Origin of the sequence: Janthinobacterium sp. LPB2021202312-11-4, assembly GCF_037049705.1 — a bacterium.
GTDB lineage: Bacteria > Pseudomonadota > Gammaproteobacteria > Pseudomonadales > Pseudomonadaceae > Aquipseudomonas.
Window position 1 is genome coordinate 43,842 of sequence record NZ_JBAGKV010000029.1, and the last position, 13,166, is coordinate 57,007.

10 protein-coding genes and 1 pseudogene are annotated in these 13,166 nt (G+C 59.7%); 1 reads left to right on the forward strand and 10 read right to left on the reverse strand.

What is annotated here, in order from left to right; genetic code table 11:
• Window positions 1-342: 342 nt before the first annotated feature.
• Window positions 343-2,016, forward strand: a complete 1,674-nt coding sequence (gene leuA / locus V5E99_RS24980) for a 2-isopropylmalate synthase (RefSeq protein WP_499804928.1) — start codon at window positions 343-345, stop codon at window positions 2,014-2,016.
• 162 nt (window positions 2,017-2,178) lie between these two features.
• On the opposite strand, the gene V5E99_RS24985 is transcribed toward leuA, so the two are convergent.
• From V5E99_RS24985 to rlmN, 10 genes and pseudogenes are all read right to left on the reverse strand, one after another.
• Entirely contained in the window at window positions 2,179-2,970 is a 792-nt protein-coding gene (locus tag V5E99_RS24985; protein WP_499804904.1) for an amidohydrolase, read from the reverse strand.
• The gene (locus V5E99_RS24990) at window positions 2,958-4,106 is read right to left on the reverse strand and encodes a pyridoxal phosphate-dependent aminotransferase (RefSeq protein ID WP_499804905.1); all 1,149 of its coding nucleotides are present in this window, start codon (window positions 4,104-4,106) and stop codon (window positions 2,958-2,960) included. Before V5E99_RS24990 ends, V5E99_RS24985 begins: the two co-directional genes overlap by 13 nt.
• 336 nt (window positions 4,107-4,442) lie before the next feature.
• Window positions 4,443-5,825: pseudogene (gene der, locus V5E99_RS24995) on the reverse strand (ribosome biogenesis GTPase Der); the annotation flags it as partial.
• Between the two features lie 135 nt (window positions 5,826-5,960).
• Complete coding sequence (gene bamB, locus V5E99_RS25000) at window positions 5,961-7,112, reverse strand: outer membrane protein assembly factor BamB (protein WP_499804906.1); 1,152 nt, start codon at window positions 7,110-7,112, stop codon at window positions 5,961-5,963.
• Complete coding sequence (locus V5E99_RS25005; protein ID WP_499804907.1) at window positions 7,105-7,746, reverse strand: tetratricopeptide repeat protein; 642 nt, start codon at window positions 7,744-7,746, stop codon at window positions 7,105-7,107. The genes bamB and V5E99_RS25005 overlap by 8 nt, the downstream gene beginning before the upstream one ends.
• A 40-nt stretch (window positions 7,747-7,786) precedes the next feature.
• Window positions 7,787-9,076, reverse strand: coding sequence for a histidine--tRNA ligase (gene hisS, locus V5E99_RS25010; RefSeq protein ID WP_499804908.1), 1,290 nt, complete (start codon window positions 9,074-9,076; stop codon window positions 7,787-7,789).
• A gap of 37 nt (window positions 9,077-9,113) precedes the next feature.
• Window positions 9,114-10,223 carry a flavodoxin-dependent (E)-4-hydroxy-3-methylbut-2-enyl-diphosphate synthase gene (ispG, locus tag V5E99_RS25015; RefSeq protein WP_499804909.1) on the reverse strand — a complete coding sequence of 370 codons (1,110 nt, stop codon included), beginning with the start codon at window positions 10,221-10,223 and terminating at the stop codon, window positions 9,114-9,116.
• Between the two features lie 3 nt (window positions 10,224-10,226).
• On the reverse strand, window positions 10,227-11,243 hold the full coding sequence (locus V5E99_RS25020) for a RodZ domain-containing protein (RefSeq protein WP_499804910.1): 1,017 nt from the start codon (window positions 11,241-11,243) through the stop codon (window positions 10,227-10,229).
• Window positions 11,243-12,001 (reverse strand): type IV pilus biogenesis/stability protein PilW, encoded by a 759-nt coding sequence (gene pilW / locus V5E99_RS25025; RefSeq protein ID WP_499804911.1) that lies wholly within the window; start codon window positions 11,999-12,001, stop codon window positions 11,243-11,245. The genes V5E99_RS25020 and pilW overlap by 1 nt, the downstream gene beginning before the upstream one ends.
• 12 nt (window positions 12,002-12,013) lie before the next feature.
• Window positions 12,014-13,162, reverse strand: a complete 1,149-nt coding sequence (gene rlmN / locus V5E99_RS25030) for a dual-specificity RNA methyltransferase RlmN (RefSeq protein WP_499804912.1) — start codon at window positions 13,160-13,162, stop codon at window positions 12,014-12,016.
• Window positions 13,163-13,166: the final 4 nt, after the last annotated feature.

Sequence of the window (13,166 nt, forward strand, 5' to 3'; positions counted from 1 at the left end):
AAGCCTTGCTCCTACAGCAATTGCGCACAACGAAATGACTGCGCAATCTACGCAAACAATTAATAGCCACACCGGAATAAAATCTCGCCAAATCCGGCTTTTCGAGTATTCCTCTCAATTTTTTTCGACTGCTTGCCAACCTCAACCCCGGCGGTTAGGGTTGAAGGCATGAAAACCTCTCACACCCTCATTCAGCTTCGCCAGCACCGCAGCCTGTGCCTCGTCAGTGCACGACTGCCGGGCTGAATTGCGGTGCCTCGCCTGACACGTTTTCCCAAACACTTTTGATCCACCGGCAGGCCGCCTTTTTTCGGCCCACACAATAAGGATTTCCCGATGAGCATGCTCAAAGACCCGTCTTCAAAATACCGCGCGTTCCCGACTATCGATATCCCGGATCGCACCTGGCCGTCGAAGACCATCACTGCCGCGCCGATCTGGTGCAGCTCTGACCTTCGTGACGGCAACCAGTCGCTGATCGAGCCGATGGACGCGGTCAAAAAACTGCGTTTCTGGAAAACCTTGGTGCAAGTCGGCGTGAAGGAAATCGAAGCGTCGTTCCCGGCCGCTTCGCAAACCGACTTCGACTTCGTCCGCACCCTGATCGAAGACGGCCACATCCCGGACGACACCACCATTCAGGTGTTGACCCAGGGCCGTGAAGACTTGATCGAGCGCACGTTCGAATCCCTGCGCGGTGCCAAGAAAGCCATTGTTCACCTGTACAACGCGACCTCCCCTTCCTTCCGCCGCATTGTCTTCAATCAGGACAAGGACGGGATCAAGGCCATCGCCGTGAACGCAGCCAAGCTGTTCGTCAAATACGCCGCCCAGCAGCCGGACACCGAGTGGACCTTCGAATACTCGCCAGAAACCTTCAGCGCCACTGAACTCGAGTTCGCCAAAGAAGTGTGCGACGCAGTGATCGAGGTCTGGAACCCGACGCCTGAGCACAAGGTGATCCTCAACCTGCCGGCCACTGTCGAATGCGCGACCCCGAACATCTACGCCGACCAGATCGAATGGTTCGGCCGTCACATCAACCGTCGTGACAGCGTGATCATCAGCCTGCACACCCACAACGACCGTGGCACGGGCGTGGCCGCTACCGAGCTGGGCCTGATGGCCGGCGCCGACCGTGTCGAAGGCTGCCTGTTCGGCAACGGCGAACGTACCGGTAACGTCGACCTGGTCACCGTGGCGTTGAACCTCTACACCCAGGGCATTCACCCTGAGCTGGACTTCTCCGACATCGACGGCGTGCGCAAAGTCGTCGAAGAGTGCAACCAGATTCAAGTGCACCCGCGTCACCCGTACGTCGGCGACCTGGTCCACACCGCGTTCTCCGGCTCCCACCAGGACGCGATCCGCAAGGGCTTCGCCCAGCAGAAACCGGACACTCTGTGGGAAGTGCCGTACTTGCCAATCGACCCGGCCGACATCGGCCGCAGCTACGAGGCGGTGATTCGCGTCAACAGCCAGTCGGGCAAGGGCGGTATCGCTTACCTGCTGGAACAGGAATACGGCATCAGCTTGCCGCGTCGCATGCAGATCGAGTTCAGCCAGGTTGTGCAGCGTGAAACCGATCGCCTCGGTCTGGAGATGACCGCCAAGCAGATCCACTCGCTGCTCCACAGCGAATACTTGCAGGCCAACACCCCGTACGCGCTGGTCAGCCATCGCCTGCAGGAAGAAAACGGCAACAGTGCCGTGGAAGTGGAAGTGTCCAGCAAAGGCCAAGGCGAAACCAACCTGCACTGGCGTGGCAAGGGCAACGGCGCCCTGGAAGCACTGGTGGCCGGCCTGCCGATCCCGGTGGAAATCATGGACTACAACGAACACGCCATCGGCGCGGGCACCAATGCCAAGGCTGCGGCCTACATTGAACTGCGGGTTGACGGCCAGCGTGCGGTGCACGGCGTGGGTATCGATGAAAACATCACCACCGCCAGCTTCAAGGCCCTGTTCAGCGCGTTGAACCGCTCCCTGAGCCAGCCGGAAGCGAAAGCGGCGTAAGCGTCTGCCGCAATGCAAAAGGCCCCAAGGTGAAAACCTTGGGGCCTTTTTGTTTGTGTCGTTTGAAGATCAAAAGATCGCAGCCTGCGGCAACTCCTACGGGGTATTGGCGGTGCACTCAAACAATGTGGGCGCTGCCGAAGGCTGCGATCTTTCCGGGTATCAGGTGAACTCGAAGGTATCGGCATCCAGATTCGCCGGAAACCGCGTGCGATAGGCCGCCAGTTCCGCCGCATCCAGCACCACCTGAAACACCCCATCCGCCTCGCCGGCGCTGAGCAACGTCTCACCCTGGAAATCCAGCACCTGACTGTCGCCGGTGTAAGCAAAGCCTTTGCCGTCGGTACCAATCCGGTTCACCGCCGCCACATAGCAGAGGTTCTCGATCGCCCGGGCCGGCAGCAAACGGTTCCAGTGCTGGCGCCGCGCACCCGGCCAGTTGGCGGTGTACAGCAGCAAGTCAGTGTCCTGGGCATCACGGCTCCAGACTGGAAAGCGCAGGTCGTAGCAAATCAGCGGCCGAATCCGCCAGCCCTTGAGTTCAAACTGCACCTGGCGCTCGCCGGGGGTGTAGTGATTGTGCTCGCCGGCCATGCGGAACAAGTGGCGCTTGTCGTAATGCAGCACTTCCCCATCTGGTCGCGCCCAGAGCAGGCGATTGCGATGACTGCCATCGGCAGCCTGAACGATCACGCTGCCGGTGATGACAGCATCCAGCTTGGCAGCCTGAACCCGCAGCCACTTGGTGGTCGGACCGTTCTCCGCTTCGGCGAGGGTCTCCGATTGCATCGAGAACCCGGTGGTGAACATCTCCGGCAGGATGATCAAATCCGCGCCTTGGGCCTGCTCCAGCAACTGCTCGAAATGCTCCAGATTGACCTGGCGGTCGTGCCAGGCCAGGGTGGTCTGGATCAGCGCGATGTTCAGATTGGGCAGCGAACTCAGATCACGCATAGTTTTTCCGCTGCTTCTCGCAGGGTCTCCTCACGCTTGGCGAAGCACAGGCGCACCAGGCGCTGGCCGACCGGCGGGGTCTGATAGAACACCGAAACCGGAATGCTCGCCACGCCGTGTTCGCGGGTCATCCACAGGGCCATCTCGACGTCGTTGAGGTCCGGGCGAATCTGCGAGTAATCGACCAACTGGAAATAGGTGCCGGTCACTCGGGTAAAGCTGAAACGCGATGGCGCCAGCAGATCGCAGAACAGATCGCGCTTGGCCTGATAGAAACCCGGGAGTTCTTCGACATGCTCCGGGTGCTCGGCCATGTAGTCGGCCAAGGCGTATTGCAGCGGGGTCACACCGCAGAAACTCACGTACTGGTGAACCTTGCGCAGCTCCGCCGTGAGGGCCGGTGGCGCGACGACGTAGCCGGTTTTCCAGCCCGTGACGTGGTAAGTCTTGCCGAACGAACTGACCACGAAGGCACGTTGATACAGTTCCTCATGGGCCAGCACACTGACGTGGGGCACGCCGTCGAACACCAGGTGTTCGTAGACCTCGTCGCTGATCACATAGATGTCGCGATCGCGAATCAGCGCCGCCAGTTGATCCAGCTCGGCACGGCTGATCAGTGCGCCGCTGGGGTTGTGCGGGGTGTTGAGGATGATCATCCGCGTACGCGGGCTCAAGGCCTCAGCGAGCTTCTGGAAGTCGATGGCGAAGTCTTTCAGGCCGAGCTGAACGTGAACGCAACGACCACCCGCCAGCTCGACCGCCGGCTCGTAGCTGTCGTAGGCCGGATCGAACACGATGACTTCATCACCGTTGTGAATAACGGCTTGAATCGCACAGAAGATCGCTTGGGTCGCGCCAGGGGTGACCGTCACTTCGGTGTCGGCATCGACTTGGGCGCCGTAGCTGCGGGCGATCTTCGCTGCAATCTGCTGCCGCAACACCGGCAGGCCGGTCATTGGTGAATATTGGTTATGGCCATTGGCGATATGCCGGCCGACCGCATCGCGCAACGCCTGGGGGCCGTCGAAATCGGGAAACCCCTGAGACAGGTTGATCGCTCCGGTTTGCGCCGCGAGCTGAGACATCTGAGTGAAGATAGTGATGCCGACATTCGGCAGCTTACTGGTGATCATCGGTGATTCCCTGCTCTACACCCGGCTCTAACGGCGGCGCGGGAGAGCCCGAGGATAGCCCAAACGACGCCCATAAAAAAAGGGCGCTCTGGTGAGCACCCTTTTTATGATCGAACCCTGTAGGAGCTGCCGCAGGCTGCGATCTTTTCAGCGATCACACAACCCAAGATCAAAAGATCGCAGGCTTCGCCAGCGCCTACAAAAGCCGATGAGCATTCCCACACATGAATGCAGGAACGATCAGCTGAATCAGCGCTTGTCGCGGCGCTTTTTATCGGCTTTCTTGTGGTGCGACATCATGCGGCGTTTCTTGTTGACCTGACGGTCGGTCAGCGTGGTCTTGTTGCCTTCGTACGGGTTCTCGCCGCCCTTGAACTCGATGCGGATCGGCGTACCGACCAGCTTCAAGACACGACGGTAAGTGTTTTCCAGATAACGAACGTAAGACTTCGGCACCTTCTCGATCTGATTACCGTGGATCACGATGATCGGCGGGTTCGCGCCACCCAAGTGGGCATAACGCAGCTTGATCCGGCGGTTGTTGACCATCGGTGGCGCGTGCTCACCAACCGCATCTTCCAGAATCGTGGTCAGGCGGTTGGTTGGCCAGCGGGTGACCGCAGACTTGAACGAGTTCTGTACCGACGCGTAGAGGTTACCCACGCCAGTGCCGTGCAGGGCCGAGATGAAGTGGATGTCGGCGAAGTCGACGAAGAACAGCCGACGTTGCAGCTCGACTTTCACGAAGTCGCGCTCACCTGGGGTCATGCCGTCCCACTTGTTGATCGCGATCACCAGCGCACGACCTGCTTCAAGGGCGAAGCCCAGCAGGTTGAGGTCGTGGTCCACGACGCCTTCGCGGGCGTCCATCACGAAGATCACCACGTTGGCGTCTTTGATCGCTTGCAGGGTTTTGACCACGGAGAATTTTTCGACTTCTTCGTGGATCTTGCCGCGCTTGCGCACACCAGCGGTGTCGATCAGCGTGTACTTCTCGTCGTTACGCTCGAACGGGATGTAGATACTGTCGCGGGTGGTGCCGGGTTCGTCGTACACGATAACCCGGTCTTCACCGAGCATGCGGTTGACCAGGGTCGACTTGCCGACGTTCGGACGGCCAATGATGGCGATCTTGATCCCGTCTTTTTCGCTCGGGCCAGGAATGCGCTTGGCTTCCTCGCCTTCGGCAACGATCTCTTCTTCGCCGTCTTCCGGCTCTTCTTCGTCTTTCGGGAAGGAGCTCAGGGCGATTTCGAGCATCTGGGTGATGCCACGACCGTGAGCACCAGCGATCGGGATCGCATGGCCCATACCCAACGGGGCGAATTCTGCGCGGGCCATTTCAGGGTCGATGTTGTCGACCTTGTTGGCAACCACGTAGGAACGCTTGTTACGTTTGCGCAAATGCTCGGCGATCATCTGGTCGGCGGCGGTGAAACCGGCCTTGGCATCTACCAGGAACAGAACGACATCCGCTTCTTCAATGGCCAGCAGCGACTGCTCGGCCATTTTTTCGTCCATACCGTGCTCGTCACCGGAGATACCGCCGGTGTCGACCAGAATGTAGGAACGCCCTTGCCACTTGGCCTCACCGTATTGGCGATCACGGGTCAGACCGGACAAGTCGCCGACGATGGCGTCGCGAGTCCTGGTCAGGCGGTTGAACAAGGTGGACTTGCCGACGTTCGGTCGGCCCACCAGGGCGATTACGGGAACCATGCGGCTCTCCACTTCGTTATTTCAGAAAATACAAAAGCCGCTGCGAGGCAGCGGCTGGTGCTCGGGGCAGCGCTTGAAGGCGCCGCAAGCCTTGCAGAACAAGGCTGCTTGGGGGTTAAACCCCAAGCATAGTCGTTACTTAATGGTCAGGGCTTCCAGTTTGCCGCTGTTACCAAATACATAAATCGTGTCACCCACCACCAGCGGACGGGCGCGCAGGCCGTCGCTGTCGATGCGTTCGCGGCCGACGAAACGACCGTCCACCTGGCTCAGCAGGTGCAGGTAGCCTTCCATGTCGCCGACTGCAACGTAGCTGGAGAACACTTCCGGCGCTGACAGTTGACGGCGAGCCAGCGAATCGTTGGTCCACAAAGCTGTGGTGGAACGTTCGTCAACGCCTTCAACGGTGCCCGAAGACAGGCTCACGTAAACGCTGCCAAAACCCTGGGCAACACCGGCATAGCTGGAAGCATCACGCTGCCAGAGCTGACGACCGCTTTCCAGGTCCAGTGCCGCAACGCGACCCTGGTAGCTGGCGACGTACAGTGTACCGCCGGACAGCAGCAGACCGCCGTCGATGTCGACCACGCGCTCCAGTTCCGAACGACCTTGCGGGATCGCAACCCGTTGTTCCCACACCGGCACGCCGTTGGAAATGTCGAGAGCGACCACTTTACCGGTCGACAGGCCAGCCACCGCGAGGCGGTTGGTGACGATCGGCGCACTGGTGCCGCGCAGGGTCAGGACCGCCGGGGTGCTGTCATACAACCAGCGCTGGTTACCGGTGGCGGCGTCCAGGCCGATCAGACGATCGTCCTGGGTTTGAACCACTACAACGTCACCGTTGTTGGCCGGCGGTGCGAGGACTTCGCTGGTCACGCGAGCGCGCCATTTCTCTTCACCGTTGGTGGCGTCCAGGGCAACGATTTCACCCTTGAGCGTACCGATCATGACCAGACCGTAACCCACGCCAACGGCGCCGGAGACAGGCAGTTCGAGATCTTTCTTCCATTTCACGTCGCCATTGCTGCGGTCCATCGCCACCACAACACCGGTGACGTCGCCCGCATAGATGGTATCGCCATCGATCGCCGGAACCAGCATGTTGTAGGTTTCGCCCTGACCGTCACCGATCGAACGACTCCACTGCTTGTGCAGGACCACTTCTTCTTTGAAGTCGACCAGCTCGGCCGGCGGCAATTCTTTTTTGCTGTTGCTGCTGCAACCCGCGGCCAAAATGGCCAGAGCCAGCAATGCTGCATGTTTCCAACGGATCACGTCACGCATCCCCTTTGGCCAGGTCGTCCAGCTTGATTTGTAGGCCACCGACTGCCGCTTCATCCGACAGTGCTGCCTTGGCTTTTTGATACGCCGTGTTGGCCTCATCGGTACGACCCAACTGCACCAGCAGGTCGCCCTTGAGTTCTTCGCGAGTGGCCAGGAACGACTTGTCGGCATCGCCTTCAAGCAGTTTCAGGGCGTCTTCGACCTTGTTCTGCGCGGCCAAAACCTGGGCCAGACGCTGACGGGCAATTTCGCCCAGCGCCGGGTTGGCCGGTTTGTCGGTGATCGCTTTCAGCTCGCTGGCTGCGTCGTCCAGCTTGCCGCTGTCGACCGCAACTTTCGCCACGAACAGGCTACCGTACTGCGCATAGGCAGAACCGCCGAACTCACTGTTGAGCTTGCCGGCCAGATCCGCAACACGGGCTGCGTCAGGCTTGCCGTCCGGCGTCAGCGTGGTTTCCAGCAGTTGCTGATAGAGAATCGAGGCGCCTTGCGACTGATTGCTCTGATACTTGTGAAAGGCCTGCCAGCCGAACACGATAACCAGCGCCAACAGGCCGCCAGTGACCAGGGGCTTGCCGTTACGTGTCCACCAGTCCTTCAAATCCGCCAGTTGTTCGTCTTCGGTACTCGACACCCCAATACTCCTTAATCGCTAAATCGGCTGTTTGACAGCTTCAACCCTGCACGACGCAGGTGGCCAGGTGTGCAGCGAGCGCATCCCAGGCAATGCTTTGTTGTTCGCCCTGGCCACGCAGGGGTTTGAAACCTACCACTTGCTGGGCCATCTCGTCGTCGCCGAGGATCAGCGCATACAGCGCACCGCTCTTGTCGGCTTTCTTGAACTGACTTTTGAAACTGCCGGCGCCCGCATTGACTTGCAGGCGCAGGTTGGGCAACTGGTCACGAACGCGTTCACTCAAGGCCAGACCGGCCAGCTCGGCGGCTTCACCGAAGGCGCAGAGGTAGACGTCGACCTGACGGGAAATCTCTTGCGGGATCTGCTCCAGGGTTTCCAGCAGCAGCACCAGGCGCTCGATACCCATGGCGAAACCAACGCCCGGGGTCGGCTTGCCGCCCATCTGCTCCACCAGACCGTCGTAACGACCACCGGCACACACAGTGCCCTGGGCGCCCAGTTTGTCGGTGACCCATTCGAAAACGGTCTTGCTGTAGTAATCCAGCCCGCGAACCAGCTTCGGGTTGATCACATAAGGAATGCCGGCAGCATCGAGGCGAGCCTTGAGGCCCTCGAAGTGCACGCGGGATTCGTCGTCGAGGTAGTCGGCCATTTTCGGCGCGTCGACCAGAACTGCTTGAGTGTCAGCGTTCTTGGTGTCCAGAACCCGCAAAGGGTTGGTCTTCAGACGGCGCTGGCTGTCTTCGTCGAGCTTGTCCAGGCGAGCGGAAAGGAACTCGACCAGGGCTTCGCGATAACGACCACGGGATTCAGCGGTGCCCAGGCTGTTGAGCTCAAGCTTGACCGCATCACGGATGCCCAGCTCGCCCCACAGGCGCCAGGTCAGCACGATCAGCTCGGCGTCGATGTCCGGACCATCGAGGTTGAAAACTTCGCAACCGATCTGGTGGAACTGGCGATAACGACCTTTTTGTGGACGTTCGTGGCGGAACATCGGACCGATGTACCAGAGTTTCTGCACCTGGCCGCCGCCGGTGATGCCGTGCTCGAGCACCGCGCGCACGCAGGCTGCCGTGCCTTCAGGGCGCAGGGTCAGGGAATCGCCGTTGCGGTCGTCGAAGGTGTACATCTCTTTTTCGACGATGTCGGTCACTTCACCGATGGAGCGCTTGAACAGCTCGGTGAACTCGACGATCGGCATGCGGATCTGCTTGTAACCGTAGTTATCCAGCAAACGCGAGACGGTGCCCTCGAAATGACGCCACAGGGGCGTCTGCTCGGGCAGGATGTCGTTCATGCCACGTATGGCTTGCAGAGACTTGCTCACTATAAATCCTTAAATTCGTTCGGCTCTTCAGTCGGGCTCAGCCGCGCGCGATGACCGCTGCGTCGGCTTCGACCTTTTCGGCCGCTTTCTGGCGGATCAAGCGTTCAAGCTCATCCACCAGATTTTCATTCGTCAATTTCTGTGCTGGCTTGCCGTCGATGTAAATCAGGTTGGGCGTGCCGCCGGTCAAGCCGATATGGGCTTCCTTGGCTTCGCCCGGGCCGTTGACCACGCAACCGATGACCGCGACATCCAGCGGCACCAGCAAGTCTTCAAGGCGCCCTTCCAATTCGTTCATGGTCTTGACCACATCGAAGTTCTGCCGCGAGCAACTCGGGCAGGCGATGAAGTTGATGCCACGGGAACGCAGGTGCAGGGATTTGAGAATGTCGTAGCCGACTTTCACTTCCTCGACCGGGTCGGCCGCCAACGAGATGCGAATAGTATCGCCAATCCCTTCGGCGAGCAGCATACCGAGGCCCACGGCGGATTTCACCGTGCCTGAACGCAAACCACCGGCTTCGGTGATGCCCAGGTGCAGCGGCTGGACGATTTCCTTGGCCAGCAAGCGGTAGGCGGCGACGGCCATAAACACGTCGGACGCCTTCACGCTGACCTTGAAGTCCTTGAAATTCAGGCGTTCCAGGTGTTCAACGTGACGCAGGGCCGACTCGACCAGCGCGGCCGGGGTCGGCTCGCCGTATTTCTTTTGCAGGTCTTTTTCCAGGGAACCGGCGTTCACGCCGATACGGATCGGAATGCCACGGTCACGGGCGGCATCGACCACCGCGCGCACGCGATCTTCACGACCGATGTTGCCCGGGTTGATCCGCAGGCAGTCAACGCCCAGTTCGGCTACGCGCAAGGCGATCTTGTAGTCGAAATGGATGTCGGCCACCAACGGCACTTTGACCAGTTGCTTGATCTTGCCGAAAGCTTCGGCGGCGTCCATGTCCGGCACGGAAATGCGCACGATATCGACGCCAGCGGCTTCCAGACGATTGATCTGCGCCACAGTGGCGGCCACGTCATTGGTGTCGCTGTTGGTCATGCTCTGCACAGCGATAGGCGCATCGCCGCCAACAGGCACGTTACCGACCCAGATCTTGCGAGATTCGCGACGTTTGATTGGAGATTCGCCGTGCATGACTTATTGACCCAACTTCAGGCGAGCAGTCTCGCCACTGGTGAACGGAGCGACATCAACCACTTGCCCGTTGTAGCTGACCTGCGCGCCACGGGCAAAGCCCAGACGCACGGCAAACGGCGGTTTGCCGCTCACGGAAACGTTTTCGCCTTTACGCTTGAGACCGCTCAACAGCACCTTGCCGGTACCATCGGTCACTTGCGTCCAGCAATCGGCGGTGAATTGCAGTTGAACCTGGCCTTGGCCGGCCACGGGTGCCGCCGCGACAGTCGGCGCTGATGCGGCAACAACTGGCGCTACAACGGTCGGTGCCGGTGCAACTGGCGCTGGCGCGGCAGGCGCAGCAGGTGCCGCATTGTGAACCGGTCCCGCTGGCGCTGCGGCCGGGGCGACAGGTGCAGGCGCTGGCGTGCTCGGTTCTGCTTCGGCCGGGGCTTCAGCCGAGGTCTCGGCTTGCGGCAAGGCGAGTGCGGTGGCACCTTCAGCCTGACCTTGCGCGACGGCCTGGTCTTCCGGCTCGTCCAGCGGATGGATCTGAGTGGTGCCGTCGGCGCCTTCGACTTCAACGTGTTCCGGGGCCAGGCTGGTCAGGTCTTTGGTGCGCTGCGAGGTTTGATCCTGCCACCAGACGAAACCTCCGCCAACCACTGCAATCAGCAACAGCAGGCTGACAATTCGCAAAATGGTGTGGGAAACCCGAACTGGCTCTTCGATACGACCCAGGCTATGGACGTTGCTGCCCTGGGAATCGGTGCCGGTGGATTGGTCGAACTGCTGGACCAGTATGGTCTGGTCCATGCCGAGCAATTTGGCATACGCGCGAATGTAACCGCGAGCGAAGGTATGCCCTGGCAGCTTGTCGAAAGCGCCGGCTTCCAGATTGCCCAGGGAATTGACGGTGAGGTTGAGCTTGAGCGCCACTTCGGCCAGCGACCAGCCATTGCTTTCGCGGGCCTGGCGCAAGGTCTCACCGGGGTTAACGCGATTCGCTGCTACAACTTCGGGATGCGCCGCTTTCATCATTGCTCCGACAGGTATTGCTGATATTCCGGCGTACCGGGATAGAGTCGTTTTAATTGCAGGCCAAAACTGGCGGCCTTGTCGCGATCTTCAAACACTTTTGCCAGCCGAACGCCGAGCAATAGACTACGTGCATTTTGTTCGGTGAGCAGGCTAAAACGATCGTAATAGTCACGCGCGGGCACATAATGCCTGTCTTCGTAAGACAACTCAGCCATTTCCAGCAATGCGCGTGGTTGTTGGCGGTTCAAACGCAGGGCTTTTTCCAGTTGCTGCTGGGCCAGATCACGCTGGCCAAGCTTGGAAGCGGTCATGCCCAGGCTCTCGAACACTCGCGAACGCTCAGGATACAGGGTATCGGCGGCGGCCTGCTCAAAGCGTTCGTATGCTTCCTTGTATCGTTTTTCTTCGTACAGAAAACTGCCGTAGTTGTTCAGGATGCGCGCATCGTTGGGGCGAGAAGACAACGCCTTGCGAAAATGCTGGTCGGCGAGTTCCGGCTCCATCTCGGCCTGGAACACCAACCCCAGCGCCGCGTTGGCATCGGGGTCCGAGTCGTCCAGGTCCAGGGCCTTTTTCAACGGCACTTTCGCCCGCTCGGTCATCCCTTGCTGCAAGTACCCCAGCCCCAGCTGCACATAGGCGGCTCGCGCTTCGTCGCGGCCCTTGCTGGTCTTCATCGGGTTGAAATCGCCCGACAGGACACAACCAGCACACAGGCTGGCCAACAGCACAAGCAGCGCAAAGCGCAGGGACATAGAGATCCTCTCTTAGTTGTTATTCGCGGCGTTCTGCGCCAGATCGTTCTCGGCGCTCAATTCACGCACCGCGATATAACGTTCGCTGCGACGGGTGCGATCCAGCACCTGCCCTACCAATTGGCCACACGCGGCATCGATGTCTTCGCCGCGCGTGGTGCGCACGGTGACGTTGTAGCCGGCATGGTGAAGCTGATCCTGAAAACGGCGAATGGCGTTGTTGCTTGGACGCTCATAGCCGGAATGCGGGAACGGGTTGAACGGAATCAGGTTGATCTTGCACGGGATGTTCTTGAGCAACTCGATCATCTCGACCGCATGCTCCACCTTGTCATTGATGTCCTTGAGCAAGGTGTACTCGATGGTCAGCACGCGTTTTTCGCCCAGGGACGACATGTAGCGCTGGCACGACTCGAGCAGCATCTTAAGCGGATACTTCTTGTTGATCGGCACCAATTGGTTACGCAATGCGTCATTGGGTGCGTGCAGCGACAACGCCAGGGATACGTCGATGTGCTTGGACAGCTCATCGATCATCGGCACCACGCCCGATGTGGACAGGGTCACGCGGCGCTTGGAAATCCCGTAGCCCAGGTCATCCATCATCAGATGCATGGCGGCCACGACGTTGTCGAAGTTCAGCAGCGGCTCGCCCATGCCCATCATCACCACGTTGGTGATGGCACGCTCAGCGGTCGCCGGGATGCTGCCGAACGATTTATTGGCAATCCACACCTGGCCGATGACTTCGGCGGCGGTGAGGTTGCTGTTGAAACCTTGCTTGCCGGTGGAGCAGAAACTGCAATCCAGGGCACAGCCTGCCTGGGACGAAACGCACAAAGTGCCACGTTTGCCCTGGGGAATGTACACGGTCTCGACGCAGCTGCCGGACGCCACGCGCACCACCCATTTACGGGTGCCGTCGGTGGAAATGTCCTCGCTGACGACTTCAGGACCCCGAACTTCAGCAATCACCTTGAGCTTGTCGCGCAAGGCTTTGCTGACGTTCGTCATGGCGTCGAAATCATCGACGCCAAGGTGGTGAATCCATTTCATTACCTGACCGGCACGGAAACGCTTCTCCCCGATTGAGTCGAAGAATTTTTCCATTTCCAGCTGAGTCAGACCCAGCAGGTTAGTTTTTACAGTCGATGTAGTCATGGAT